Source organism: Pseudomonas sp. 13B_2.1_Bac1 (assembly GCF_025466155.1).
Taxonomy (GTDB): Bacteria; Pseudomonadota; Gammaproteobacteria; order Pseudomonadales; family Pseudomonadaceae; genus Aquipseudomonas; species Aquipseudomonas aylmerensis.
The window spans coordinates 1-23,942 of record NZ_JANLOH010000103.1 but is presented as its reverse complement, the minus strand read 5'-3'; the positions used below and the strand labels follow the sequence as shown (position 1 = coordinate 23,942).

Below are 23,942 nucleotides of genomic sequence, written 5' to 3'. Positions count from 1 at the left end.
GGCGCAGTGTCAGTCAACCATGATGCAACTGATCCATCGCCTTCGCAGGCAAGCCAGCTCCCACACTGATTTGCGGCGGGACTGAATCCTGCGCCTGGCTCAGTTCCCACAGTTCTTGGCGGGGCTGGACTGAATCCTGTGCCTGGCGCAGCCCCCACACTGATTTATGGCTTGCCTGACTCCTGTGCCTGGCGCAGTTCCACTGTGGGAGCTGGCTTGCCTGCGATAGCGGCGGGTCAGCCACCCCTTTATCAGCAGAGAACCGCAAGCCAGCCCCCCCCACATTTGAATATTCATTCATCCCGGGATCTTCACATACCCAGGTTTCAGGCCAAACACTTCAACCCCCTGCGGGGTCGATTGCCCGGTGCTGACCTTGACGCGCTCCACCGGTTTATCCATTGCTGCTCGGTACTCCACGGTCATGTCCGCCTGGAGCGCCTGGCTTGGAATCACCATTGCCTGTTCATTGTTGTACGTGACGATGGTCAAGCGCGCACTCATCCCCAGCCGCACTCGCTGCAACTGCTGCGGTGTCAGCTTGGGGATCGACAGGGTCACCGGAAACTGCGCGCTGCCCTGGCCGTCGCTGGAAATCGCCAGGCCGCTGACCACGCTCACCGAGCCGCTCAGCCGCTCTCCATCAAAACCGTCGCCCATCACTTCCACTGCCTGGCCCTGATGGAGCTGGTTGATGTCCAGCTCCGAGACCTTGGCGACGATTTTCAGCCGTTCGATATTGGCCAGACCAAACAGCACCTGCCCCTGGTTGACCCTGCTGCCGGCCTGCACCGGCGCGTTGTTGTTGCCGCCGCCCTGAGTGGCGTTGTTGCCGGGCGGCGGCACTACGATCCCGGAAAACGGTGCCTTGAGCTCCTTGCCTTCGAGCAGTGTGTGCAGGGCATCGTATTTCACCGTCGCGTTGGTCAGCTCCATGTCAGCGATCTGGCGGTATTCGCCTTTGCCCTGGTCCAGTGCCTGTTGCAGCTCACTGCGCGCTGAAGCGAGGTCAAGCTGTTGCTGCTGGGTCTGCTGCCTGAGGTCGTCCAGTTCGTTGCGCGGAATGATGCCGCGCTGGAACAGGTTTTCGCTTTCGGTCAGCTTGCGCTGGGTGTTGCCGGCGCTCATTTCGGCGGTGCGCAGGCTGCGCCGGGCGCGGCTGACGGTGGGGCCGCTGTCCCAGTCCTGCATCTCTTGCACGGTGCGCCGTGCCTTGAGCTGCGCGGAGAGGGCTTCGCGCAATTGCACTTCGAGAATGGCCGGGTCCATGCGCAGCAGCACCTGCCCGGCTTCGACCTGCTGGCCTTGCTCCACCAGGTTGGCCTGCACAGTGCCATCGAAGGGCGCGGTAAGGGTCAGGGTGGTGTCGGGTTCGATCTTGCCCACCAGGCCGATCTGGTGCACCAGCGAGTCGGGCTTCACCGCCAACCATTGCTCGCCGGCGGTGGCGGGGCCTTCAGTCGGGTTGCGCAGGGCCAGCCCCGCGCCGGCCAGCAGCACGATCAATACAACCAACAGGCCTTTGTGTTTAGTAGTCATTGAGGGCGATTTCCCAACTTTCCAGCGTCATGCCCAGGGTCAAGTCAAGCTGGGTCTGGGCGTTCAAATAAGCGATCAGCGCATTGAGTTGCGCGTTCTCGGCGTTGCGCAGGTCAGTCTCGAAGCTCAGCACCTGGAAGTTGGTGGAGCGTCCGGCGCTGAGTTTTTCGCGCTCGATCTCGATCTTGCGCCGTGACAATTCCACCGCGCGCTGGGATATCTGGTATTGCCGCCAGCGGGTGCCGAGGTCTCGCACCACGTCGTTGACGCTGCGTTCCAGTTCCTGGCGCGCATCGGTGATGCGGATCTCCTGATCCTCCACATTCACCCGCGCACGCACTTCGGCCTGGCGCGTGCTGATGTCGCCGATGGGGATCTGCACCTGCACTCCAGCGTAGCTGTCCCAAGTGCGGTTGTTGGAGCGGCCGGCATCGTTGTCGTAGGCGTCGCGGACCTGATTGGCGCCGGCCACCAGGTCCACCTGCCAGCGCCCGGAGTCCTTGGCGATCACCAGGTTGAGGTCGGCCTGCTGGCTGCCGAGGAGGGCGGCAAGGTATTCCGGTTGCTGGTTCTGCGCGAGGTTGAAGGCCTGGCGCTTGTCGATCTGCAGGGGGCTGGCCTCCAGGGCTTCGGTGGCGCGAATCGGCGTGGACAGGTCCAGCGCCAGCAGGCGCAGCAGGGCCAGGCGGCTGGTGTCGAGCTGGTTCTGGGCTTCCTCGACACCGAGTTGCTGGGTGGCGATATCGGCTTCGGTCTGCACGATTTCGAACTCGGCCATGCGTCCGGCGCTGATCAACGCCTTGTTCACCTCCAGCAGCGTGCCGGAGCGCTTGAGGGCGTCCTGCACGATGCTCAGTTGCTCCTGGGCACGCAGCAATTCGCGGTAGGTGGCGATGATCTGGCTGATGGTCTGGGCCACGGTGGCCTTGAGGTTCAGGCGGTTGGCCTGTTCCGACAGGCGAGACAGGCGCAGCGGCGCGGTGGTGGCGTCCCAGCCGGCGCCGCGCATCAATGGCTGGATGATCGCCAGGTCGAGGCCGTCGCTGCGGTAGCGGCCGGCGCGGTCGGCGTTGTTCAGTTGCTGGGTCCAGGCCATGCTCAGGCGGGTGCCGTACTCGCCGAGCAGGCTGGTGGCCGGGGCGACGTTGGCATTGCGCGCGCTGTCGGCCGAGCCACGGTTGCTGCGGTAATAACTGTTGAGGGTGAGCTTGGGGTTGAACACATCCTCGGCCACGCGCAGATCGAACTTCTGCGCCACCCGCTGCAGATACGCACTGCGGATCGCTGGGTTGTTGCGCAGGCCCAGGTACACGGCGTCACCGAGGGTCATGTCGGTGGCCTGGGCCTTCAACGACACGCCCCGGTCGTAGCCGCTGCGGGTGGTGCTGGGTGCGGACGGCTTGATGACAATGTCGGCGGCCATACCGTGCAGGCTGATCAAGGCGAGCAACCACAGCCATTTACTCATCGCGCAAGGCCTCCACCGGCTGCAGCCGCGAGGCCGAGACCGCCGGATAGATGCCGAAGAACAAGCCCACCAGCAACGTGCTACCCACGCCCAAGGGCAGCGCGGCGGTGGCCAGGGCAAATGTCCAGCCCGACATCCATGCGTACAGCCAGGCGCAGGTCATGCCCAACACCGCGCCGCACAAGGCCCCCACTGCCGTGAGTGTCACGGCCTCGAGCAGGAACAGGTTGCGGATATCGCGCTGGCGCGCACCCAGGGCCATGCGAATGCCGATTTCGCGGCGGCGTTCCGAGACGTTCATCAGCATCACGTTCATCACCCCCACGCCGCCGCCCACCAGGGAGATCGCCCCCAGTGCCAGCAACAGGTAGGCGAACGTACGGCTTTGGCGGGTCATGCCATCGATCATTTGCTGGGGCACCGTGATTGCGACTTCATGATTGGGCGTTTGCGTTTGCAAGGCTGCGGCCGCCTGTTTAGCAATAAGGTCCATGTTCTGTTCGGGGGCGGCGCGGATGATCACATTGCCAATTTGCGGGGTGGCGTAGATGCGGCGCATGCCCTCGGCGGGGAGAAACAGTGATTCGTTGGCCTGTACCGGCATCAGCATTGCGCGGGGCTGGGATTGCAGAATGCCGACCACCAAAAACAGGTAGTCGTTGATGCGCACGCGATCACCCAATTTCAGTGGATCGCCCGGAGTACTCAACGCCTGGAACAGCTGATCACCGATCACGGCGTAGGTCTCATTGGCGTCGAAGCTCGTCAGAAACCGTCCCTCGCGCACCACCAGTCGCATCGCGTCCTTGATATCGTCGGTGCTACCGACGAAGTTGGCGTTGACGGTACGGCCATGGAACAGCAGGGGGCCGCTGAACAGCGTCAATGCGCCGATATGTTCGATCCCTGGTGCCGCCTGGCGCACTGCCTCCAGATCCAGGCGGGCGCGCATCGGCGCAGTATTGCTGCCCTTGGTGGCAAACTGGGCGACCAGCGTGTCGGTGCCCATGTCCTTGAAAATCATCGCGGCATCCACCGCCGCGTTGTGGCCGATATTGATCAACGCGACCACCGAGGAGCTGCCGATCACGATGCCGAGCAGGGCCAGGATCGAGCGTTTACCCAGGGTGCGCAGGCTCACCAAGGCTTCATGCAGCAGTTGGCCGAGACTCTGTTCGACCCGCAGGCTGCTCTGTGCCTGCCCCCTCATAGGCGCCCGGCCTCTTGCACTACGCCATTGCGTACCAGGATCTTGCGTTCCAGGCGCTCGGCGATGTGAGGGTCGTGGGTGACGATGATCAGCGTCACCTGCTGCTCGCGGTTCAACTCCAGGAGCAGGTCCATGATGTCCTGGGCGGTGGTGCTGTCGAGGTTGCCGGTGGGCTCGTCGGCGAGGATCACCGAAGGGTTGCCCACCAGCGCGCGGGCAATCGCCACGCGTTGGCGCTGGCCGCCGGAGAGGTCGGCAGGGCGGTGATGGGCGCGTTCGGCCAGGCCGACCTGTTCAAGCATGCGCAGGGCCTGCTCCACCGATTCGTGACGCGACACACCGCGGTAGCTCAGGGGCAGGGCGACATTGTCGAGGGCACTCAAACGGGGCAGCAGGTTGAAGCTCTGGAACACGAAACCGATCTGCTGGTTGCGGATCGCCGCCAACTGATCGGGGCTGGCGCTGAAAATATCGTGGCCGGCAAAGTGGTATTTGCCGCAATTGGGCAGGTCGAGCAGGCCAAGGATGTTCAGCAGGGTACTTTTGCCGGACCCGGAAGCGCCGAGAATGCCGCAGCTGTCGCCGCTGGCGATGGTCAGGCACACATCATTGAGAATGGACAGGTGTTGACCGGCCAGCTGATAGCTTTTGCCGATGCCTTGCAGGGAAATCAAGCCTGGGTGCGCGGGGGTATCTGTCATCATGACTACGCCTTCAGTCTCGACGCGCCGCACTGCCCCCGGTAAATCCTTGTAACAAGTTCGGGAGCTGCCTGGAACGCGTCACGGACTGGTTTTATTTCTTGTTTTTAAAATATTGTTTGAATACTAACCGTGTTCTACGCGCTTCGCCAGCCATGGATATAGAGCGGTTTTACCCTTTGAAATGATTTCCCCGGCAGGCCAGCACACCTGGCAAAAACCCTTCAACTACCCTCAACGAGCCCGCCGGCAAAGGCTTTCAATCATATGGCGCAGTGTCACTACTTGCTTTCGATCAGCGGCCCCGGTATAAAAAATCAAATTATTTTTTAAAACAATATTTCCCACGTGGAACTTGTATGGTCGCGAAGAAACTCAGCGCTCCAAATGTAACCAAGACTCGACTGCTGGATGCGACAGAGGCTCTCTTCATCAAATACGGCTACGACGCCGTGCTGCTGCGGCAGATCACCGAGCGTGCCCAGGTCAACCTGGCCGCGGTGAATTATCACTTCGGGGACAAGGATTCCCTGATGAAAACCCTGCTGATGCAGCGCCTCGAGCCGCTCAACGAGCAGCGCCTGGAACTGCTGGCGCGCTGCGAAGCCGAATCCGACGGGCCGCTGGACTGCGACACGTTGCTCGGTGTGCTATTTGCGCCGGCCATGGGCCTGGAGCGCAGTGACCCGGCGAGTGCCAGCGGGGAAGGGCGGTCGTTCATCCGGTTCCTGGGGCGGGTCTACAGCGACACGTCGCCATTTATCCAGGAATACCTCAAGGTCCATTACCAGCCGGTGTTCCAGCGCTTTTTCGAAGCCTTTGCCCTGGCGCTGCCGGACCTGCCGCGCAATGAGCTGGGCGTGCGCCTGCAATTTGCGCTCAAGGCCATTTCCGGGGTCATGGCCGGCACCGAATTGCGCCTGCTGATGAACTCCATGAGCCTGGGACGCCCGGCCACCGACGCCGAAGTCATGGCCAAGCTGATCACCCTGGTGTCCGCGGCGATTCGCGTGCCCCAGCAAAGCCCGGAAGCCGAAAACGCCTTGGCCAAGGTGCTGGATACCCAGCGTGCCATTCGCGAGCAAGCGGCTGCCCCGGCCGCCAAGGCTACGCGCTGATAGTCCTGTAGATGCCGGTTTGCCGGCGAAAAACTCAAAGCGATAACGTTCAATTTCAAACTGAACGCGGCGCCTGGGTTTTTCGCCGGGGAGTCGATCCTGATAAAAAACGCGCAAAAAAAAGCCCGCTGGGGCGGCGGGCTTGATATGCAACGTTTGTAACGGATGAGGCTTTACCCTACGTCTTGGGATGTGAATAAAACGTGAAAAATATGTAAGAGAAAGTGTGAAAGTGTTGACGTGGTCATACACGTCCAAACCGATCCTTTAGATTTTCCAGCGCCCGGCGCTCTTGGCCAGGCGTTGACGCATCGCATCCACGTTCGCCGCCAACTGCACCGTCAACAACCGATACCCATCCAGCGCACTGTACACCGGCGCATCCAGCGCAGGTTCGTTGCCGGTGATGTGGCTCGGCCGTTCCAGCCGTTCCGTTACCCCCGACTTCAACGCCCGCGCCATTCCCACCAGTTGCACCCGGATCTGCCGGTGCTCGGCTTTCAACATGATCTGCATGCGCGCCATCGCCTGTTCATCGCGCGGGTCGGGCCGGGTGTTGCCGAGGATCTCCAGGGTGCTGATGCACATGCGCAGGTGGCGCTGGATCGCGTCCAGCTCGGTCATGGAGATGCGCACTTCCTTGGACACCGACGGCATCAGAGAGCGCAGTTGCAGCATCGCTGCGTTGAGGCGGTTGAGCAGTTTCAGGTGTTCATCGTCAGTCACCGACTGGCCATTGATGATGCGGCTGTAGATCGCGGCGCAGTCGCGCAGGGCGCTGGCCAGGTTGTAGCGCCATGAGTACACGGCATACAGCGGCAGGGCGAACGAGAAGGCCAGGGCCAGCACGATACCGATCAGGATATCGACTGTGCGCCACAAACCGTCCGAGATCGGGTTGTCGCCATGCCCCGCGACGATAAACACAGTGATCGCCGACAGCAGCGCGATGTACCCGCCCTTGCCGATGGCGTGGTAGGAAAAGAACCCGCACACCACTGACATCAACAGGTAGGTGAGCAACGGCAGGCCGAAGTAGGCCTGTTGCACCACCAGCAGCAAGCCGACGCTGGCGCCGATCAGGGTGCCGTAGGCGCGCTCCACGGCTTTCTTGCCGATATTGCCGTGGTGCTGCAGGCCGCCGATCACGATCAACATGGTCACCGAGGCCCACTCACCGTGGGGCAGGTTGATGCCGGTGGTGAGCAGGATCGTTGCCAGCAGGCCGATGGACACGCGCACGGCGTGGATCAGCTTGGCATGCCGATAGCGGCGGTAGGGGTCGAGCAGGGGGCGCAGCAGGCGCCGGGCAAACAGGGGCAGGTTCATCGGTATTGAAGGGGCCTCAAAAAGTCAGGGTTAACTCGAGCCAATGTGGGCGCTGGCTTGCCTGCGATAGCATCCACCCGGTGTGTCTGCAGCACCGAGGTGTTTGCATCGCAGGCCAAGCGCCTACAGAAGTCTGCTGTCAGAAAATGTAGTCGGTGGTCAGGAAGCTTGAGTCACGGTTGCGCAGGATATCGCTGACCAGCGCCTTATTGCTTTCCTGGAATTTGGTGGCCACCAGGGTGCGGATCGAGAACACGCGCAGCGCGTCATGTACCGACAGCGTGCCCTCGGCCGAGTTCTTGCGCCCGTTGAACGGAAAGGTGTCCGGACCGCGCTGGCATTGGGCGTTGATATTGATACGGCCGACCTGGTTGGCGAACGCGTCGACCAGGCGCCCGACTTCCACGGCATTGGTGCCGAAGAGGCTCAGTTGCTGGCCGAAGTCCGAGTCGAGGACGTACTCGATCACGCTGTCCAGGTCGCGGTAAGGCACGATCGGCACCACCGGGCCGAACTGTTCCTCGTGGTACACGCGCATCTGCGGGTTCACCGGGTACAGCACGGCCGGGTAGAAGAACGTGCCACGCGAGGTGCCGCCATTGGTATTCACCACCTGGGCCCCGTGCTGGGTCGCATCCGCCACCAGCGCATTGAGGTAGTCGACCTTGCCGGCTTCCGGCAGCGGGGTCAGGGCGACGCCGTCTTCCCACGGCATGCCCGGTTTCAGGGTGGCCAGCTTGGCGTTGAATTTCTCGATAAAACGCTCGACCACGTCCTCGTGCACAAACAGGATCTTCAGCGCGGTGCAGCGTTGGCCGTTGAACGACAGCGAGCCGGTGACCGCTTCGCTGACCGCGTTGTCGAGATCCACTTCGGGCAGCACGATGCCGGGGTTTTTCGCATCCAGGCCCAGTGCGGCACGCAAGCGGTGCGGCTTGGGGTGCAGCTTCTTCAAGTCGCTGGCGGCCTTGTTGGTGCCGATGAACGCAAAGATATCGATCTTGCCGCTGGCCATCAGCGCACTCACGGTTTCACGGCCGCTGCCGTAGATCACGTTGATCACCCCGGCCGGGAAGCTGTCGCGGAACGCTTCCAGCAGCGGCCGGATCAGCAGCACGCCGAGCTTGGCCGGCTTGAACACCACGGTGTTGCCCATGATCAGCGCCGGGATCAGCGTGGTGAACGTCTCGTTCAGCGGGTAGTTGTAAGGCCCCATGCACAGCGCCACGCCCAGCGGCACGCGGCGGATCTGCCCGAGCGTGTCCTGTTCCAGCTCGAAGCGGCTGCTGCGCCGGTCGAGTTCCTTGAGCGCATTGATGGTGTCGGTGATGTAGTCGCAGGTGCGGTCGAACTCTTTCTGCGAGTCCTTGAGGTTCTTGCCGATCTCCCACATCAGCAGCTTGACCACCGCATCCCGCTGTTCGCGCATGCGCCGCAAAAACGCTTCGACGTGCTGGATACGGTCGGCCACCCGCATCGTCGGCCATTCACCCTGGCCCCGGTCGTAGGCGCGCACGGCGGCGTCGAGGGCGAGGAGGGCGGTGTCGGCGTCGAGCAGCGGCGTGCTGCCGATATGCACCCGCTCGTCCCCCAGCTGTACCGGGCTGAGCACCTGGGCCAATGGGCCGTTCCATACCTGCAACTGGCCATCTACCAGGTAATCACGCTGTTCAATGGGCGCCGCCAGGCGAAACTGTTCGGGAATGTCCGCGGCGGAGGCGGGAAACAGCTGGGCGAGCAGGTTGCTGGTGGTCATGTCACTACCCCTGGAATAGTTGCAAAACATGACTAGAGAGTCACCCATCCAAGGTCTGTATGGCAAGGGCCAGACGCGTTACAACAGCCCGCCGGCTGGCTGCGCCGGGCGAAAGCATCCCGTGCCGTGCAGGTCACGCCCAAGGGGTGGGCACAGTTGAAGGCGCAGTTGGGCCTCGATCCGCGCTGCCTGGAAAACCTCGAGCACAAGCCCGCGCTGGCCCCGCGCGTTGGGGTAAACTGCGCGGCTTTTCAGAAGGAGTTCACATGAGTCAGTACCAGCCGGGCATTCTTGCCGCACCGGTGCCTTTGCAGGCGCGCCACCTGTTTTTTGCCGTGGATACCCTGGCAGCCGTGCCCGCTGCGCTTGACGCGCTGGTGCAACTGGCCGATTCGGCGGCAGTGGTCGGGTTGGGTGAACCGCTGGTAAACGCGCTGGGTGCGCACATTGACGGCTTGCGTGCATTCCCGGCGGTCAGTGGTCCGGGGGCGCACAACCCGTCGACCCAGCAGGCGTTGTGGGTGTGGTTGCACGGCGTGGATCGCGGTGAGTTGCTGCTGCGCAGCCGTGCGCTGGAGAAGGCCCTGGCGCCGGCGTTTCGCCTGGAGCAATCGACGGAGGGGTTCCGCTTCAAGACCGGTTTTGACCTCACCGACTACGAGGACGGCACCGAAAACCCACACGACGACGCCGCCGTTGACGCCGCCCTGACCGACAGCGGCGCCAGCTTTGCCGCGATCCAGCAATGGCAGCACGATCTTGACGGGTTTGCCGCGTTGCCCGCCCAGGAGCGCGACCACATCATCGGCCGTCGCCATGGCGACAACGAAGAGTTGGAGGACGCCCCCGAATCCGCCCACACCAAGCGCACTGCCCAGGAGAGCTTCACCCCTGAAGCATTCGTGGTGCGCCGCTCGATGCCATGGGCCGAGAACGGCCAGGCGGGGCTGATGTTCCTCGCGTTCGGCCATTCCTTCGATGCGTTTGAAGCGCAACTGCGCCGCATGAGCGGGTTGGAGGATGGCATTGTCGACGGGTTGTACCGCATCAGCACGCCGTTGACCGGCGGCTATTACTGGTGCCCGCCGGTCAAGGACGGGCACCTGGACCTGAGTGCGATGGCGGTAACCGCGCCGCTCTGAAAAGGCGCTGCCGGCGGGTTTGACCCTGCGCACTCGCCAGGCCCGTTCACACCTTGAGTGTGCCGGGCCCTGCCTCTGCAGGCCGTCCGTCCAGCAAGTTCCCCCTCTGCGCAAACGCCGGCCTCAGCCCCGCACCACGGCAATGGCTGCTGCCGTGTATCCCACTGTATCCCTGGACCTTGCTGATACACCGGCATGACGTTCTGGCGTGTTCGCGACACAGAGCGGATACACGCCTGGCTTTAACTCTGTCCACCAGCCGGCGCCGGCGGTCACGTACCGCCACTCGCGCCCTGGTCACACTCAGTCAAGCCAGGAGATACACCGATGAAGCGTTCCTACGCAGCCCTCGCGGCCACCCTTGCGCTGTCCCTCAGCGCCTTTGCGGCGGTGGCCCACGCCGATGAACCCAAGCCCCAGGAAAAATGCTTCGGCGTGTCCCTGGCCGGGGCCAACGACTGCGCCGCCGGCAAAGGCACCTCATGCGCCGGCACCGCCACCGCCGACTACCAGGGCAACGCCTGGGTACTGGTGGACAAAGGCACCTGCACCCAGATCAAGACGCCCAAAGGCTACGGCAGCCTGACGGAGCAGCCGTGATCCAGCGCCTGCTGCCACCGGCACTGCTGTTGCTGGTCGCGCGGCTGGGGATCGCGGCGGTGTTCTTCCTGTCGGGACGCACCAAGGTCACAGGTTTTCTTGAACTCAAGCCTTCGACCTACACGCTGTTTCGCTCGGAATACGCCTTGCCGTTGATCCCGCCGGAGTGGGCCGCCCACCTGGCGACCTACGCCGAGCACCTGTTCCCGCTGCTGCTGGTACTGGGCCTGCTGACCCGTCCGGCCGCCGCCGCGTTGCTGGGCATGACCCTGGTGATCGAGGTCTTCGTGTACCCCGACGCCTGGCCGGTGCACCTGACCTGGGCGGGCCTGTTGCTGCCGCTGCTGGCGTATGGCGGTGGGGCCTGGTCGTTGGACCGCGTGATCCGGGCTAAACGTTGCAACCCTTAATGGAGACATCCTGATGCGTATGCTTTCTTCCCTGGCCATTGCCATGGCCATGACCGTTCCGCTGTTGGCCCAGGCGGCCGACGCACCTCAACCCGGCACCGGCAAGAGCGTGGTGATCGTGCCCGGCTCGTTCGTCGACGGCTCTGGCTGGCGCGTGGTCCACGACATCCTGATTCACAAGGGCTACAAGGTCACTGTGGTGCACCAGGGCCACGAAAACCTCGCCGCCGATGTGGCCGAGGCCCGTGAAGTGCTGGAGCAGCAGGTTGGCCCGGTGGTGCTGGTGGGCCACAGTTCCGGTGGCGCGGTGATCTCGATTGCCGGCGACCGCGACAAGGTCAAGTCGCTGGTGTACGTCGCGGCCCTGCAGCCGGAAGTCGGCGAAAACATGGCCCAGTTGATCGGCTCGATGCCGGCGCCGAGCGATGACATCAAGCCGAGCCGCGACGGTCACCTGTTCTTTGATCGCGCTCGGTTCAATGCCGACTTCGCCGCGGACCTGACCACCAACCGCACCGATTTCATGGCCGCCTCGCAGGTTCCGGCGACCACGGCATTGTTCGGCGGCACCGTGTGGGCCGCGGCCTGGCACAAGAAGCCGAGCTACGCGGTGGTCTCCACCGAAGACCGCGCCCTGAGCCCCGACCTGCAGCGCTGGATGTACCAGCGTGCCGGCTCCAAGGTCACGGAAATCAAGGCCAGCCATTCGGTGTACATCTCCCAGCCCGAAGCCGTGGCGAAGGTCATCGAAGACGCGGCTGCCGTCATCAAATAACCCACACCCCCAAAAGGAAAACACCATGAATACTGCACTCAAATCCCGCTTGAGCCTTGCCGCTGCCGCCGCCCTGATCGCCATGGCGTCTGCTTCATTCGCCACGGCCGCCAGCGCCGCCGATCAGCAGGAAAAACCCGGCCGCTGCTACGGCGTCAACACCTGCAAGGGCACCAGCCTGTGCGCCACCGCCAAGAACGACTGCAAGGGCCTCAACAGTTGCAAGGGCGAAGGCGTGATCGTCAAGACCCCTTCCGAATGCCTCAAGGCCGGCGGCACCCTGACTGAGCCGAAGTAACGCCCCTGGGTGGCGAGTCAGCTCCCTCGCCACCGTTTTTGATGGAGAAGCGATCATGTCGAATTCGACCGCGCACTTTGCAGGCTATGGCCTGGGGCTGCGCAAGGAGCACTACTGCGACTTCCTGGAAACCTCGGTGCCGGTGGATTTCGTCGAAGTGATCTCCGAAAATTTTATGGTCGCAGGTGGCCAGCCACGGCATATCCTGCGCCAGGTCCGCGAGCGGCACCCGGTGGCGCTGCACGGTGTATCGATGTCGATTGGCAGCGCCGAAGGGCTCGACCCGGACTACCTGCGGCGCCTCAAGGCGCTGGTGGACGAGATTGACCCGCTGTTCGTCTCCGACCACCTGAGCTGGTCGCGCAGCGGCGCCTTCAACGCCCACGACTTGTTGCCCGTGCCCTACACCGACGAAGCACTCGACCGCGTGTGCGCAAATATCCACCAGGCCCAGGAGGCGCTGGGCCGCACCCTGTTGTTTGAAAACCCCTCCAGCTACCTGGCCTTCGAGGGCGCGTCCATGAGTGAGTGGGCTTTTATCACCGCCATGGCCCAGCGCACCGGTTGTGAGCTGTTGCTGGACGTCAATAATGTGTATGTCAGTGCCAGCAACCATGGCTTTGATGCACGGGATTTTCTCGACGGGATCCCGGCCGAGCGCGTGCGCCAGATTCACCTGGCCGGCCACAGCCAGGGCGCCGAGTTATTGATCGACAGCCATGACAGCCCGGTGTGCAGCGGGGTCTGGGACCTGTACGCCGAGGCCATCGCACGGGTCGGGCCGGTGGCAACCATGATCGAGCGCGACGATCACCTCCCGCCTCTCGCCGAACTGCTGCATGAGTTGTCGATGGCGCGTGCCGTGGGGGCGCGGCGATGAACCTGGCCGAATTCCAACAGACCTTTCGCCACTGGCTGGTCAGTGCGGCGGATGACGCTGCGTGCGCGCTGGGCAATCACCGCGCGGGCCTGGCGGTGTACCAGAACAACTATCGCGCGCAATTGGTCGCGTGCCTGGAGCAGGCGTTTCCACACCTGCGCCGTTGGCTCGGTGACGAGGCCTTCCTGGCCGCCAGCATTACCCATATCGACCGAAATCCGCCGCACGCCTGGACCCTGGATGCCTATCCCGAGGGGTTTTACCCGACGTTGCTGGAGGTGTTCCCCCACAACCCGGATGTGCATGAGCTGGCCTGGATCGAATCGGCCCTCAACCAGGCCTTTGTCGCCGCCGATGCCCAATCTTTGACACTGGAGGCGCTGGCTACGCTGGAGTGGGACACGGCAGTACTGCGCCTGGCGCCGTCCCTGCGTTGCCACGCCCTGACCACCAATGCCGATGCCATCTGGTCGGCGCTGTGGCAGGCGCAGCCCGCACCGCCGGCGCAGATGCTGGAGGCGGCGGGCGGCGTGCTGGTGTGGCGGCGCCAGTTCACCTCGCGTTTGCGCCAGGTGGATGCGTTGGAGTTTCAAGCGCTCGCGCAGCTTCAGGGCGACGGCAGTTTTGCCGGGTTGTGCGAATGGCTGGTGGCGCGGCTGGGCGAAGAGGCCGGCGTGGCGCGGGCCGGTGAATACCTGGCCGGATGGCTGGGCAGTGAATTGATCGTGGAGGTGAGTGATGGTTGATCGGCGTGGTTTTTTACTGTTGGCCAGCGTGACCGTGTCGATGCCGACGTTGGCGCTGCAACAGGTCAGCACCGATGAATTCGAGATGCGTTATGAAGCCGCAGGGCCGGAGGAGGGCCACGCGATCCTGTTGTTGGCGGCGGATGTCGGCGCGTTCGCCGAAATGACAGCGCCGTTGGCGGCCCAGGGCTTTCGCGTGATCGTGCCGTCCCTGCGCAGCGCCGACGAGGCGGTGCTTGGCCAGGACGTGCTGGAACTGATGAACGCCCTGCACATCCCCGAGGCGCTGCTCGCCGGCGTGGAACTCGGCGCGCGGGTGGCGGCCCGGACGGCCAGCCTGAAGCCGAGTCGCTGTGTGGGCATGGTCACGCTCAACACCTCGGCACAGGCCGGCTTCGCCGAAGCGGTGGCATTGATGGCGAACACCGCGCACTGGCGAACATGAAAATTTCGACAGCCAGGCAATCACTCACTGAAAAAATCCCGATCTGCCCGTAATCTAGACACCTTTGCCACCTGTGCGGATTGTTCATGTCTTCTGTTGCCGATGGGCTGCCCCTCAACAAACGCCTGCCGGCCGTGATCGCGATCTCCCTGGGGATCGGCATGGCCACCCTGGACACGGCCATCGTCAACACCGCACTGCCGACCCTGGCCGAAGGGATCGGCACCGATTCCGCCTCGGTGATCTGGGTGGTCAACGCCTATCAACTGGCGATTATCGCCACGGTGCTGCCGTTCGCGTCCCTGAGTGATGTGCTGGGGCATCGCCGCGTGTACCTCGGCGGGTTGCTGGTGTTTATCCTCTCGTCGCTGTTTTGCGGGCTGGCCGGTTCGCTGGTCACGCTCACCGCTGCGCGAGTGGTGCAAGGGTTGGGGGCGGCGGCGATCATGAGCGTGAATACCGCGCTGCTACGGCATATCTACCCGTCGAAAATGCTCGGCCGTGGCCTCGGCTATAACTCGCTGGTCGTCGGGCTGGCGTTTACCCTGGGGCCGACTGCAGCGTCGGCCATCCTCTCGGTGGCGACCTGGCACTGGCTGTACCTGATCAACGTGCCCTTGGGGCTGCTGGCCCTGGCGTTGGGCCTGCGCTCATTGCCGACCCTGCCGATGACCGGGCACGCCTTTGACCGGTGGGCGGCGGTGCTGTGCGCCGGCCTATTTGCCCTGTTGGTGCTGGGCCTGGGCACGGCGGTGCATGGCGCCCAGGGCGCGCTGACCCTGGGCCTGATCGCCGTCGCGCTGGTGTGCGGTGCGTTGCTGTTGCGTCGCCAGGCCGGGCACCCGGCGCCGATGCTGGCCCTGGACCTGTTCAAGCGGCCGGTGTTTGCCTTGTCGTCCCTGACGGCAATCTGTGCCTTCAGTGCCCAGGGCCTGGCGTTTGTGTCACTGCCGTTCCTGTTGCAGGCGGTGCTGGGGCATAGCCAGGTGGAAACCGGTTTCCTGATGACGCCGTGGCCGGCGGTGGTTGCGGTGATGGCGCTGGTGGCCGGACGCCTGGCGGACCGCGTGTCGCTGGGCGCGTTGTGCGGCATCGGCCTGCTGATGCTGAGTGTGGGCATGGCAGCACTGGCGAGCCTGGGCAGCGGCGCCTCGGCGTTCGATATCGGTTGGCGCATGGCGTTGTGCGGCGCCGGTTTCGGTTTCTTCCAGTCGCCCAACCTCAAGGCGTTGATGACCAGCGCGCCATTGGCACGCAGCGGCGGCGCCAGCGGTATCGTGGCGATTTCACGCTTGCTCGGGCAGACGCTGGGGGCGTCGTTGGTGGCCTTGTGTTTCCACCTGTTTATCGGCAGCGGCCCGCAGTATGCGTTGTGGCTGGGCTGTGTATTCGCGCTGGTGGGCGCCGTGGCCAGTGGCTTGCGTTTGCTGCCCTACGGGAAAAAGCCGTTGTAAAACCCGCGGTGGGAAGGCTACCGTGGCGACCTGAATATTTCGGGATGTTTCAGATTTATGTCCAGCCTGGCCCTCCGTACCGCTGATACCCAGTCCCGCCGCGCCGCGCTGACCCTCGCCTTATGCCTGCCCAGTGACGTGTTGCTCTACCTGTTGCTGCCCATGGAGTCCCAGGCCTTCGGCATCACCCTGGCGCAGGCCGGGGTGCTGCTGGCAGCCAACCGCCTGGTGCGGATTTTCGGTTACCGCCATGTGTTGAATTTCTACGCGCGCAACGGCGACCGGCTGACCTGCATGATCGCCGCCGGGGCCGCCACGCTGTGCGCGCTGGGCAATTCGGTATTGTCGGGCTTTGCGGCGCTGCTCGGGCTGCGGCTGGTCTGGGGCTTGTGTTTTGCCGCGCTGAACCTCTCGACCCAAGTGTTGGCGACCGCGGAACCGGCCGGTGCCGCGCGCCGGGCAGGGCGGTCGCGGGCGTTGATCGCCCTCGGGCCGATGCTGGCGTTGCCATTGGGTGGCTGGCTGACATTGTGGGCCGGGCCGCGTCCGATTTTTCTGATTCTGGCCGGGTGCTGCCTGGTGGGCTTTTGGATGGCGCGCGGCCTGCCTACTGTCGGACATGATTTGCACAGCACCCCGGGGCGGCGTTTCAAGTGGCCCGACAGTGTGGCGCTGTGGTCGTTTATCGAAGGGGTGGCACTCGACGGGCTGTTTATCTTTGGCCTGTCGATCCAGGCGCAGAAGCTGCTCGGCGGCGATGCGGTGTTGATCGCCGGTGGCTTGATGGCGCTGCGTTATGTCTCCGAAATGCTCCTGAGCCCCCTCGGCGGCCATGCGGCCCAGCGCTTTGGTGCGACGTCGATGCTGTTGCTGTTTTCGTTCCTGAGTGCCCTGGCCCTCACCGCGTTCGGCAGCTATTGGGTGATTGTCGGCGCAGCGGCGGTGCTGGTGCTGCGTGCGCTGCAACTGCCGTTGGTGACCACCCTGGTGGCCGAGCGCAACCCCGGTTCGATGCGCGTGTCGGCCCTGGCGTCCAATGCGGTGTGGCGTGATATCGGCGCGGGCCTGGGGCCGTTGCTGGCGGGCCTGCTGCTGCCGATCGCCTCGGCGCCGTGGGTGTTCGGCGTGGCTGGCGCGGCGATTGCCGTGAGCGCGGTGTTCTGCTGGCGCACGAGGATTTCCAACTGACAAGCTGAGGTTGTGTGTGTCCCGACAAGAACCCTTGATACAGGTGCTGGACGCTGCCTATCGCCACTGGACCGGCCAGGGACTGCCGGCGCCCGCTCACCTGGATCCGCAACAACGCCTGGACTGGCTGCACACCCAGGCGCCCTACAGTCTGTTGGCCCATGATGGCGCAGCGGACCCGTGTTTTACCTACGTGAATGAATGCGCCTTGCAGTGCTTCAAATACCCGCGCGAGCGCTTTATCGGCATGCCGTCGCGGTTCAGTGCCTCGGAACTGGACCGCGCCGCGCGCCAGGCGCTGCTGGAACAGGTCAGCGCCCATGGCATCGCCGAGGGCTACAGCGGTTGGCGGGTGGACGCGCATAACCAGCCCTTCATGATTTATGCCGGGGTGGTGTGGACCTTGCTCGATGCGGCGGACCGGCCCTGCGGCCAGGCGGCGCTGTTCTGGCCGGATCGGCAACGTATCGGCGTATTGGCTTAAGCGCTTTTAAGACGTTCCAGCCAGGCGGGATCGAGACGGGTTTGCTCGGTGTCGATCCCCAGTGCCTGCATCTTTGCGGCGTGCGCCTGGATCTCCCCGGCCAGTTGCGCCTGGGCGCTGGAGTTGGCGTCCAACGCGTGCATCTGCGTCAGCCCCAGGTGGTAGAAGCGCAGCAGCTTGATCGCCGTCGGGTCATCGGCCTGCACGCGCGCGGTGACGGTGTGCATCACATTGGTCACGCTCATCAGGCCGCGCTTGAGCTGCCAGCCATACACCGCCGCCGCCAGCCACGGCTGGTTCCAGAACAGCCCGCGCACCAGGGCGACGGTAACCAGCACCCCGGCAAAGACGCCGCCGACATTGAAACGCACGTTGTCACCGCCGGGCTCGCCGAACAGCATCACCGCCAGGCTCGACAGCAGCATCGCCAAGGCCAGGAACAGCACCGCCACGATCAGCGTGCTGCGGCGGGTCTGTTGGCGGTAGGTGACGGGGTCGCAGGGTTTGAGTTCGAACATCCGGGTCATTTCTCCACATAGGGCTGGCATCTTCGCATGCTTTGCGCAATCAAGTTGAACGATGGTTCCCAGGGCTTTCTCTAAACCTGGGTACACCACAACCCCCGTGAGGTGAACCATCATGCCCGACTACAAGCAGCCGCCACCCGGTACCCCCGACCCCGATCGCACACCCGGTGAAGAAGAGCGCGACAACGATGCGTTGCGCCCCAATGACCCGAAAGAGCGTGACGAACACGATGATGTCGAGCGCGTCGAGGAAGACCTCGAAAACCTCCACGACCAGGCTCGCCCGCTGTAACAGGAGACGGTAATGAACAAACGCCCAGATGGCCCGGCTTCCAACGAACAGGCGCGTGACAAGGATGAGTTGGGCTTCGACCCGGACTCGCCGGACGTGTCCGACCCGCAGGTCGACCCCATCGGTGCGGCAATCGCGCCGTTGGATCAGAAGGATAAGGATGAGGCAAAAAAAAAGCCGCCCTACGATCCGTTGGGCGACTTGAAGAAGTAAACGAGCCCCGCCATTGAGCGGGGCTTTTGTTTACTTGGGTGGTGTCCAGGTCACTTCGGTAATCCCGTATTTTTCTGCCCAGGGACGCGTGGTTTTCTTCACCTGCTCGTGACCCACGCGGCCGATTCGGCTGACGTGTGCAATGTCGGCATCAACGGCCGCCCAGTGCCAGGCCTCGGCGTTGTTCATCACTTCGGCGCGCACTACAAAGGACTTCGGTTGACCGTGCAGCTGATAGTGGATGGTGTAGATTTTTGCGGTACTCATGTTGCCTCCCTGTCTTGTTATAGATGGATACGGGAGTGTTCAAAAAGGTTCATTCAAAATGACAATCCGCACGTCGGCACGGCATAGTGACGCACCCGCCCCGTGCCCAAGGACCGTGCCATGCCCCGACTGATTCATCGCCAGCTATACCTGCAACGCCTGGGCTACGACACCGTGCCACCGCCGACCTTGCAGACACTGCAGGAGTTGCAGCTGCGCCACGTCTGCACCTTTGCCTTTGAAAGCCTGTCGACCCTGCTGCGCCTGCCGGTGCCGATCGACCTGCCCAGCGTCGAGCAAAAAGTGCTGTTCGATGGGCGGGGCGGCTATTGCTATGAACTCAACCAGATGTTCCTCGCGTTGTTGCAGGAGCTGGGTTTCGACGCGCGCGGCATCACCGGCCGCGTGGTCATGGGCGGGCCGCCGGATGCGCACACCGCGCGCACCCATCGCCTGAGCCTGGTGACCCTGGACGGCGTGCGCTACATCACCGATGTCGGCTTCGGCGGCATGGTGCCCAGCAGCCCGTTGCAACTGGACAGCGAGGCGGTGCAAGCCACCGCCCACGAACCCTATCGGCTGAGCTTCGACGGGCAGGGCAGTTACACCTTGTGGGCGCAGGTGGGCGGGGAGTGGCGTGGTTTGTATGTGTTCGACCTGCAAGTGCAGGCGGCCATCGACTACGAAATCGGCAACTGGTACGTCTCCACGCACCCGCAATCGCCGTTTGTGGGCCAGCTCAAAGTCGCGCGCCTGGCCGCGGGCAAACGCCATACCCTGAACAACGCCCACTACGCGGTGCATTACCTGGATCGTCCAAGTGACAAGCGCACGCTTGAGAGCGCGGATGAGCTGTCGACGTTGCTCAGCGAGACCTTTGGTATTCGTCTGCCGCAGGAGGCTATGTTGCGTCCGGCGCTTGATGGCTTAATAGTGGCAGATGCGTAAGAGTATTGATCTAGAGCCTGCGCTGAACCGTTTTACCTCCAAAACCGAGCAAATTAATTCGAACCTTTGGCGCGAGCGGGGGTTCGAACCGGTTCCTGAATAATTTGCTCACCAGACAAGGAGATGTAAAACGATGTCCAAGCTATTCGGAAAATTCCTCAAGAACACCTCGGTACTGGCACTGGTTGCCGCGCCTGCCGTGGTGTTTGCGGCCCCATCCACCGACCCGATTTCGACCTTCGGGATCCAGGGCAGCTACAACGACTTCAAACTCGAAGGCGGCAGCGAAAGCGACAAGGACCACATGCCCGAAGCGGGCCTGTTCTACACCTTCGGCAACAAGCTGACCGGCGAATCCGGGTTTATCTACCAGGCCGGTATCGAGGCCAAATACGGCGAAAAGAGTGACAACAAACTCAAGGAAGGCCAGGCCGACCTGGACCTCGGCTGGCGTGCCGCGCTGGATGCGCGCAACTTCGTCGACGTGATCGTGGGCGGTGGCTACAGCTGGACCCGCTACGAGCCGGACACCAACGACTACGACGTCAAGCTCACCAACAAATCGCCGTTCGCCAAGGCCGCGCTGGGTTACAACCACCAGTTCGATGACATGACCCTGCGTGTCGAAGCCGGTGCGCGCCGCACCCTCGACGGGCGTGCCAAGCTCAAGGTGGATGACGTCGGCAGCGACACCGTCGACCTCAAGGACCGCACCAACCCGTATGCCGAAGTCAGCCTGCTGATGAACCAGAAGGGCGACCTGCCAGTGATGGCGGGCCTGTACTACACCCGCACCGAGTACAAGCTCGACGAAGACTCGGCAGTGGCCGACAACACCAAGCTCAAGCGTGATGAATACGGCTTCAAGGTCGGTATCGCGTTCTAAGCCCCACGGCCGGATGCAGGGAGGCCAACGCCCCGCATCCGGCTGTCCGTTAATGCCCCCCTTTGTGTCCCGCAAAACCCTCAACGCCGCGCCGCCGCTGCCTTAGTGTGGAATCGCTTTCCACCTTATAAAAAGAGAGGCTGGCCATGCGTTGCATCGCCTTGTTGTTGGCCGTCTCCGGCCTGCTTGCCGCCTGTGACGACACCCCCAAACATCCCCCCGCACGTGCCACGGCCGCGATTGCCATGCCCGTCGACCCGGCACTGGCCCAGGTCTACGACAGCAGTTGCAAGCTGTGCCACGCCAACCCGGCGTCCGGCGCACCGCTGAGCGGCGACAAGTCCGCATGGAGCCCGCGTGTGGCCCAGGGCGTGGACACGCTGCTGGACCACAGCATCAACGGCTACAACGGCATGCCGCCGATGGGCCTGTGCATGCAGTGTTCCGAAGAGCAGTTTGTGGCGCTGATCAGCTTTATGGCCGGTGTTCAACTCCAACAAGAATAAAAGGGGTGGTGGATGACGCTTTCACGGCGGCAACTCTTGCAAGGCTCGGCACTCGCCGGGGCATTTATGGCACTGGCGAGTAGCCCGACACTCGCCCAGTTGGCGCGGGCGCCGCGCCTGATTCCGTGGCGCAACTGGTCGGGGGCGCAGACCTGCCTGCCCTTGGCGCGGCTGGCCCCCAAGGACCTGGACGAACTGGTGCAGGTGATTCGCCAGGCGCCGGGGCAGATCCGTCCGGTAGGCTCGGCGCATTCCTTCAGTGCGCTGGTGCCCACCGACGGCACGTTGCTGTCGTTGAGTTATTTCAACGGGCTGCTGGACCACGACCCGGCCACGTTGCAAGCCACCTTCGCCGCCGGCACGCCGATGTCGCGCATGGGCCCGGCGCTCAGGGCCGTGGGCCAGGCGCTGCCGAACATGGCGGACATCGACTACCAGACCCTGGCTGGCGCGATTTCCACCTCGACCCATGGCACCGGCGTCGGCTTTACCTCGTATTCCGGCTGCGTCACCGGGCTGCAACTGGTGACCGCCCAGGGCGAGGTCCTGGACTGCGACGCCCAGCGCCATGCCGAGGTGTTCAACGCCGCCCGGGTCTCCCTTGGCGCATTGGGCGTGGCCACCCGGATCCGCTCGCAGAACCGCGCGCCTTACCGCCTGCGCGAACGCCAATGGATCGCCAGGACCGAAGAGCTGCTGGAAGACGTCGAGAAGAACACCCGCGAGAACCAGCACTGGGAAATGCTCGTGGTGACCCATTCCGACTACGCGCTGTCCATCGCCCTCAACGAAACCGGCGATGCGCCGACGCCGCCCATCGACCCGGCCGAGGCGGGCGGCAACGAATTCGTGTCGATCATCGAAAAGCTCGACAAGTACGCCAGCGACTTTCCGGACACGCGTCGCACCTTGCTCAACAGCCTGCGTTTTTTCGCCAGTTTTGAGGACCGGGTGGCCGAGTCGTTCGAGGTCTACGCCAATGTGCGCAACGTGCGTTTCAACGAGATGGAGTATTCGGTGCCCGCCGAACACGGCCCCGCGTGCCTGCGCGAGATCCTCAAGCTGATCAACGACAAGGACCTGCGCACCTGGTTTCCCATCGAGTACCGCTACGTCAAGGCGGATGACATTCCCCTGAGCATGTTCGAGGGCCGCGACAGTTGCTCGATCTCCGTGCACCAGCATTACGCCATGGACCACCACAACTTCTTCGCCGCCGTGGAGCCGATCTTCTGGAAATACGCCGGGCGCCCGCACTGGGGCAAGTTGCATACCCTCAATGCCCGCACGCTGCAGCCGCTGTACCCGCGCTGGGATGAATTCACCCGCGTACGCCGCGAGCTGGACCCGAGCGGCAAATTCCTCAATGCGCACCTGCAATCGATCCTGGGAGTGGCCCGATGAACCGCCGACATTTTGTGCTGGGCACCGCGGCTTTATTTACGGCGGGTGCCTGGCTGCTGCGTCCGAGTGATCGCGGCGCGCCGTACAGCGAATACTTTCGCAACCTCAATAATGAGTTGAAGGCCCATGGCCCGATGCGGCCGGTGATGCTGATCGACCTCGACCGCCTGGATCACAACATCGACGTGGTCATGCAGTCGGTGCAGCGCGGCGGCAAGCAGCTGCGGCTGGTGGAGAAGTCACTGCCGTCGCCGGGGTTGCTGGCGTATATCGCCAAGCGCGCTGGCACTCAGCGGTTGATGTCGTTTCACCAGCCGTTTCTGAATCACGATGCGCAGGTATTTCCCGACGCCGACATCCTGATGGGCAAGCCGTTGCCGGTGCGCTCGGCCGAGCTGTTTTATCAAACGCATAAAGGGCCGTTCGACCCCTCGCGGCAGCTGCAGTGGCTGCTGGATACGCCTGAGCGGTTGCAGCAGTACCTGAAGCTGGCCCAGGGCCTGGGCACGCGTCTGCGGGTGAATATCGAACTGGATGTGGGGCTGCACCGCGGCGGTATCCGTGACAACGCGGTGCTGGGGCAGATGCTCACGCTGATCGGCGCGCACCCGCAGCACTTGGTCTTTGCGGGTTTCATGGGCTATGACCCGTTCGTGGGCATGGGGGTGCCGGGTATCCTCGGCTCGCCCCAGGCGTTGTTCGAGCAGGTGATGCAACGCTACAACGGGGCGGTGGATTTTACTCGCCAGCAGTTCCCCGGGTTGTGGCGCGACGGGTTGACGCTGAACACGGCGGGCAGTCCGAGTTATCGCATTCATGAGCAGGAGCGCTTGAGTACCGAGGTGTCGGTGGGTACGGCGTTGCTCAAGCCTACGCATTACGATTTGCCATCGCTGAGTGAGCATGTGCCGGCGGCGTTTATTGCCACGCCGGTGTTGAAAAGCACGGGCCCGGTGGATATTCCGGCGCTGGAGGGTGCGTCGCGGTTGTTTTCGTGGTGGGACCCGAACCAGCGGGAGACGTTGTTTATTTATGGCGGGAACTGGATGGCGGAGTTTGAATCGCCCCAGGGGTTGCAGAGCAATGAGGTGTTTGGGCGTAGCTCTAACCAGGAGATGGTCAATGGCTCGCCTGCGGTGGGCTTGAGGGTGGAGGATCAGGTGTTTTTGCGGCCGACCCAGAGTGAGTTTGTGTTGTTGCAGTTTGGGGATTTGCTGGCGGTTCGGGGGGGTAGGGTGGTTGATACCTGGGCTGTTTATGGCTGACTTTTGTGGGTGGATCGATTGTTGGGGTAATGGCTGAGATTGGTTCCGCCCTTACGGCGGGTCACTTTTGGAAAAGCCCCAAAAGTAACCA

General features: G+C 63.4%; 27 protein-coding genes. 19 read left to right on the top strand and 8 right to left on the bottom strand.

Annotation, left to right across the window (positions count from 1 at the left end; translation table 11 throughout):
• Positions 1–297 precede the first annotated feature (297 nt).
• From NTD80_RS25440 to NTD80_RS25425, 4 genes are read right to left on the bottom strand one after another with little or no spacing between them, the layout of a single operon-like run.
• Complete coding sequence (locus tag NTD80_RS25440; RefSeq protein ID WP_262135391.1) at positions 298–1,539, bottom strand: efflux RND transporter periplasmic adaptor subunit; 1,242 nt, start codon at positions 1,537–1,539, stop codon at positions 298–300.
• Positions 1,529–3,007: a TolC family protein gene (locus NTD80_RS25435; RefSeq protein WP_262135390.1), complete on the bottom strand. Its 1,479-nt coding sequence runs from the start codon at positions 3,005–3,007 to the stop codon at positions 1,529–1,531. Before NTD80_RS25435 ends, NTD80_RS25440 begins: the two co-directional genes overlap by 11 nt.
• Positions 3,000–4,217: an ABC transporter permease gene (locus NTD80_RS25430; RefSeq protein WP_262135389.1), complete on the bottom strand. Its 1,218-nt coding sequence runs from the start codon at positions 4,215–4,217 to the stop codon at positions 3,000–3,002. The genes NTD80_RS25435 and NTD80_RS25430 overlap by 8 nt, the downstream gene beginning before the upstream one ends.
• Positions 4,214–4,921, bottom strand: coding sequence for an ABC transporter ATP-binding protein (locus tag NTD80_RS25425; RefSeq protein ID WP_065900960.1), 708 nt, complete (start codon positions 4,919–4,921; stop codon positions 4,214–4,216). The genes NTD80_RS25430 and NTD80_RS25425 overlap by 4 nt, the downstream gene beginning before the upstream one ends.
• A 356-nt stretch (positions 4,922–5,277) precedes the next feature.
• Between NTD80_RS25425 and NTD80_RS25420 the strand changes: the two genes are divergently transcribed.
• Complete coding sequence (locus tag NTD80_RS25420; protein WP_065900958.1) at positions 5,278–6,036, top strand: TetR/AcrR family transcriptional regulator; 759 nt, start codon at positions 5,278–5,280, stop codon at positions 6,034–6,036.
• A gap of 267 nt (positions 6,037–6,303) precedes the next feature.
• On the opposite strand, the gene NTD80_RS25415 is transcribed toward NTD80_RS25420, so the two are convergent.
• Both NTD80_RS25415 and NTD80_RS25410 read right to left on the bottom strand, forming a co-directional pair.
• The gene (locus NTD80_RS25415) at positions 6,304–7,365 is read right to left on the bottom strand and encodes an FUSC family protein (protein WP_262135388.1); all 1,062 of its coding nucleotides are present in this window, start codon (positions 7,363–7,365) and stop codon (positions 6,304–6,306) included.
• Positions 7,366–7,504: 139 nt separating this feature from the next.
• A complete protein-coding gene (locus NTD80_RS25410; RefSeq protein WP_213554288.1) occupies positions 7,505–9,121 on the bottom strand; it encodes an NADP-dependent glyceraldehyde-3-phosphate dehydrogenase in 1,617 nt (538 codons plus the stop codon).
• 266 nt (positions 9,122–9,387) lie between these two features.
• On the opposite strand from NTD80_RS25410, the gene NTD80_RS25405 reads away from it, so the two are divergent.
• The 11 genes from NTD80_RS25405 (at position 9,388) to NTD80_RS25355 (ending at position 17,543) form a co-directional block, all read left to right on the top strand.
• Positions 9,388–10,263 (top strand): Dyp-type peroxidase, encoded by an 876-nt coding sequence (locus NTD80_RS25405; RefSeq protein WP_262135387.1) that lies wholly within the window; start codon positions 9,388–9,390, stop codon positions 10,261–10,263.
• A 327-nt stretch (positions 10,264–10,590) separates the two neighbouring features.
• Positions 10,591–10,863, top strand: coding sequence for a DUF2282 domain-containing protein (locus tag NTD80_RS25400; protein WP_106803409.1), 273 nt, complete (start codon positions 10,591–10,593; stop codon positions 10,861–10,863).
• Positions 10,860–11,273, top strand: a complete 414-nt coding sequence (locus NTD80_RS25395; RefSeq protein ID WP_065900948.1) for a DoxX family protein — start codon at positions 10,860–10,862, stop codon at positions 11,271–11,273. Before NTD80_RS25400 ends, NTD80_RS25395 begins: the two co-directional genes overlap by 4 nt.
• 13 nt (positions 11,274–11,286) lie before the next feature.
• Positions 11,287–12,048: an alpha/beta fold hydrolase gene (locus tag NTD80_RS25390; protein ID WP_065900946.1), complete on the top strand. Its 762-nt coding sequence runs from the start codon at positions 11,287–11,289 to the stop codon at positions 12,046–12,048.
• 25 nt (positions 12,049–12,073) lie between these two features.
• Positions 12,074–12,346, top strand: coding sequence for a hypothetical protein (locus NTD80_RS25385; RefSeq protein WP_016979675.1), 273 nt, complete (start codon positions 12,074–12,076; stop codon positions 12,344–12,346).
• A 55-nt stretch (positions 12,347–12,401) separates the two neighbouring features.
• Positions 12,402–13,226 (top strand): DUF692 domain-containing protein, encoded by an 825-nt coding sequence (locus NTD80_RS25380; protein WP_106803410.1) that lies wholly within the window; start codon positions 12,402–12,404, stop codon positions 13,224–13,226.
• Complete coding sequence (locus NTD80_RS25375; protein WP_262135386.1) at positions 13,223–13,972, top strand: DNA-binding domain-containing protein; 750 nt, start codon at positions 13,223–13,225, stop codon at positions 13,970–13,972. Before NTD80_RS25380 ends, NTD80_RS25375 begins: the two co-directional genes overlap by 4 nt.
• Positions 13,965–14,417 (top strand): alpha/beta fold hydrolase, encoded by a 453-nt coding sequence (locus NTD80_RS25370; protein ID WP_262135385.1) that lies wholly within the window; start codon positions 13,965–13,967, stop codon positions 14,415–14,417. Before NTD80_RS25375 ends, NTD80_RS25370 begins: the two co-directional genes overlap by 8 nt.
• Before the next feature lie 86 nt (positions 14,418–14,503).
• Complete coding sequence (locus NTD80_RS25365; protein WP_065900938.1) at positions 14,504–15,871, top strand: MFS transporter; 1,368 nt, start codon at positions 14,504–14,506, stop codon at positions 15,869–15,871.
• Positions 15,872–15,928: 57 nt separating this feature from the next.
• Positions 15,929–17,059 carry an MFS transporter gene (locus NTD80_RS25360; protein WP_262135384.1) on the top strand — a complete coding sequence of 377 codons (1,131 nt, stop codon included), beginning with the start codon at positions 15,929–15,931 and terminating at the stop codon, positions 17,057–17,059.
• A 43-nt stretch (positions 17,060–17,102) separates the two neighbouring features.
• The gene (locus NTD80_RS25355; protein ID WP_262135411.1) at positions 17,103–17,543 is read left to right on the top strand and encodes an MEKHLA domain-containing protein; all 441 of its coding nucleotides are present in this window, start codon (positions 17,103–17,105) and stop codon (positions 17,541–17,543) included.
• Here NTD80_RS25355 and NTD80_RS25350 read toward each other — a convergent pair.
• On the bottom strand, positions 17,540–18,061 hold the full coding sequence (locus tag NTD80_RS25350) for a DUF3087 domain-containing protein (protein ID WP_262135383.1): 522 nt from the start codon (positions 18,059–18,061) through the stop codon (positions 17,540–17,542). The two genes, NTD80_RS25355 and NTD80_RS25350, sit on opposite strands and share 4 nt — an antisense overlap.
• A gap of 121 nt (positions 18,062–18,182) precedes the next feature.
• Here NTD80_RS25350 and NTD80_RS25345 point away from each other — a divergent pair, with 121 nt between their 5' ends.
• Both NTD80_RS25345 and NTD80_RS25340 read left to right on the top strand, forming a co-directional pair.
• A complete protein-coding gene (locus tag NTD80_RS25345) occupies positions 18,183–18,362 on the top strand; it encodes a hypothetical protein (protein ID WP_065900931.1) in 180 nt (59 codons plus the stop codon).
• Positions 18,363–18,374: 12 nt separating this feature from the next.
• The gene (locus NTD80_RS25340; protein WP_065900928.1) at positions 18,375–18,575 is read left to right on the top strand and encodes a DUF6021 family protein; all 201 of its coding nucleotides are present in this window, start codon (positions 18,375–18,377) and stop codon (positions 18,573–18,575) included.
• Between the two features lie 30 nt (positions 18,576–18,605).
• Here NTD80_RS25340 and NTD80_RS25335 read toward each other — a convergent pair whose 3' ends face one another.
• Entirely contained in the window at positions 18,606–18,842 is a 237-nt protein-coding gene (locus NTD80_RS25335) for a DUF6555 family protein (RefSeq protein WP_065900922.1), read from the bottom strand.
• 120 nt (positions 18,843–18,962) lie between these two features.
• Between NTD80_RS25335 and NTD80_RS25330 the strand changes: the two genes are divergently transcribed.
• The 5 genes from NTD80_RS25330 to NTD80_RS25310 all read left to right on the top strand — a co-directional run bounded on the left by NTD80_RS25330 (position 18,963) and on the right by NTD80_RS25310 (position 23,851).
• Positions 18,963–19,790, top strand: a complete 828-nt coding sequence (locus NTD80_RS25330) for an arylamine N-acetyltransferase family protein (protein ID WP_262135382.1) — start codon at positions 18,963–18,965, stop codon at positions 19,788–19,790.
• A gap of 133 nt (positions 19,791–19,923) precedes the next feature.
• Positions 19,924–20,676, top strand: a complete 753-nt coding sequence (locus tag NTD80_RS25325) for an outer membrane beta-barrel protein (RefSeq protein WP_065900920.1) — start codon at positions 19,924–19,926, stop codon at positions 20,674–20,676.
• A gap of 146 nt (positions 20,677–20,822) precedes the next feature.
• Complete coding sequence (locus tag NTD80_RS25320; protein WP_262135381.1) at positions 20,823–21,182, top strand: c-type cytochrome; 360 nt, start codon at positions 20,823–20,825, stop codon at positions 21,180–21,182.
• Between the two features lie 66 nt (positions 21,183–21,248).
• A complete protein-coding gene (locus tag NTD80_RS25315) occupies positions 21,249–22,586 on the top strand; it encodes a D-arabinono-1,4-lactone oxidase (protein WP_410017437.1) in 1,338 nt (445 codons plus the stop codon).
• 56 nt (positions 22,587–22,642) lie between these two features.
• Positions 22,643–23,851: a DSD1 family PLP-dependent enzyme gene (locus NTD80_RS25310; protein ID WP_262135409.1), complete on the top strand. Its 1,209-nt coding sequence runs from the start codon at positions 22,643–22,645 to the stop codon at positions 23,849–23,851.
• The last annotated feature ends 91 nt before the right edge of the window (positions 23,852–23,942 follow it).

Excerpts from the sequence above, each read along its gene's own strand:
- NTD80_RS25440 (WP_262135391.1), bottom strand. The coding sequence starts at position 1,539 with ATGACTACTAAACACAAAGGCCTGTTGGTTGTATTGATCGTGCTGCTG.
- NTD80_RS25435 (WP_262135390.1), bottom strand. The coding sequence starts at position 3,007 with ATGAGTAAATGGCTGTGGTTGCTCGCCTTGATCAGCCTGCACGGTATG.
- NTD80_RS25430 (WP_262135389.1), bottom strand. The coding sequence starts at position 4,217 with ATGAGGGGGCAGGCACAGAGCAGCCTGCGGGTCGAACAGAGTCTCGGC.
- NTD80_RS25425 (WP_065900960.1), bottom strand. The coding sequence starts at position 4,921 with ATGATGACAGATACCCCCGCGCACCCAGGCTTGATTTCCCTGCAAGGC.
- NTD80_RS25420 (WP_065900958.1), top strand. The coding sequence starts at position 5,278 with ATGGTCGCGAAGAAACTCAGCGCTCCAAATGTAACCAAGACTCGACTG.
- NTD80_RS25415 (WP_262135388.1), bottom strand. The coding sequence starts at position 7,365 with ATGAACCTGCCCCTGTTTGCCCGGCGCCTGCTGCGCCCCCTGCTCGAC.
- NTD80_RS25410 (WP_213554288.1), bottom strand. The coding sequence starts at position 9,121 with ATGACCACCAGCAACCTGCTCGCCCAGCTGTTTCCCGCCTCCGCCGCG.
- NTD80_RS25405 (WP_262135387.1), top strand. The coding sequence starts at position 9,388 with ATGAGTCAGTACCAGCCGGGCATTCTTGCCGCACCGGTGCCTTTGCAG.
- NTD80_RS25400 (WP_106803409.1), top strand. The coding sequence starts at position 10,591 with ATGAAGCGTTCCTACGCAGCCCTCGCGGCCACCCTTGCGCTGTCCCTC.
- NTD80_RS25390 (WP_065900946.1), top strand. The coding sequence starts at position 11,287 with ATGCGTATGCTTTCTTCCCTGGCCATTGCCATGGCCATGACCGTTCCG.
- NTD80_RS25385 (WP_016979675.1), top strand. The coding sequence starts at position 12,074 with ATGAATACTGCACTCAAATCCCGCTTGAGCCTTGCCGCTGCCGCCGCC.
- NTD80_RS25380 (WP_106803410.1), top strand. The coding sequence starts at position 12,402 with ATGTCGAATTCGACCGCGCACTTTGCAGGCTATGGCCTGGGGCTGCGC.
- NTD80_RS25375 (WP_262135386.1), top strand. The coding sequence starts at position 13,223 with ATGAACCTGGCCGAATTCCAACAGACCTTTCGCCACTGGCTGGTCAGT.
- NTD80_RS25370 (WP_262135385.1), top strand. The coding sequence starts at position 13,965 with ATGGTTGATCGGCGTGGTTTTTTACTGTTGGCCAGCGTGACCGTGTCG.
- NTD80_RS25365 (WP_065900938.1), top strand. The coding sequence starts at position 14,504 with ATGTCTTCTGTTGCCGATGGGCTGCCCCTCAACAAACGCCTGCCGGCC.
- NTD80_RS25360 (WP_262135384.1), top strand. The coding sequence starts at position 15,929 with ATGTCCAGCCTGGCCCTCCGTACCGCTGATACCCAGTCCCGCCGCGCC.
- NTD80_RS25350 (WP_262135383.1), bottom strand. The coding sequence starts at position 18,061 with ATGTTCGAACTCAAACCCTGCGACCCCGTCACCTACCGCCAACAGACC.
- NTD80_RS25345 (WP_065900931.1), top strand. The coding sequence starts at position 18,183 with ATGCCCGACTACAAGCAGCCGCCACCCGGTACCCCCGACCCCGATCGC.
- NTD80_RS25340 (WP_065900928.1), top strand. The coding sequence starts at position 18,375 with ATGAACAAACGCCCAGATGGCCCGGCTTCCAACGAACAGGCGCGTGAC.
- NTD80_RS25335 (WP_065900922.1), bottom strand. The coding sequence starts at position 18,842 with ATGAGTACCGCAAAAATCTACACCATCCACTATCAGCTGCACGGTCAA.
- NTD80_RS25330 (WP_262135382.1), top strand. The coding sequence starts at position 18,963 with ATGCCCCGACTGATTCATCGCCAGCTATACCTGCAACGCCTGGGCTAC.
- NTD80_RS25325 (WP_065900920.1), top strand. The coding sequence starts at position 19,924 with ATGTCCAAGCTATTCGGAAAATTCCTCAAGAACACCTCGGTACTGGCA.
- NTD80_RS25320 (WP_262135381.1), top strand. The coding sequence starts at position 20,823 with ATGCGTTGCATCGCCTTGTTGTTGGCCGTCTCCGGCCTGCTTGCCGCC.
- NTD80_RS25315 (WP_410017437.1), top strand. The coding sequence starts at position 21,249 with ATGGCACTGGCGAGTAGCCCGACACTCGCCCAGTTGGCGCGGGCGCCG.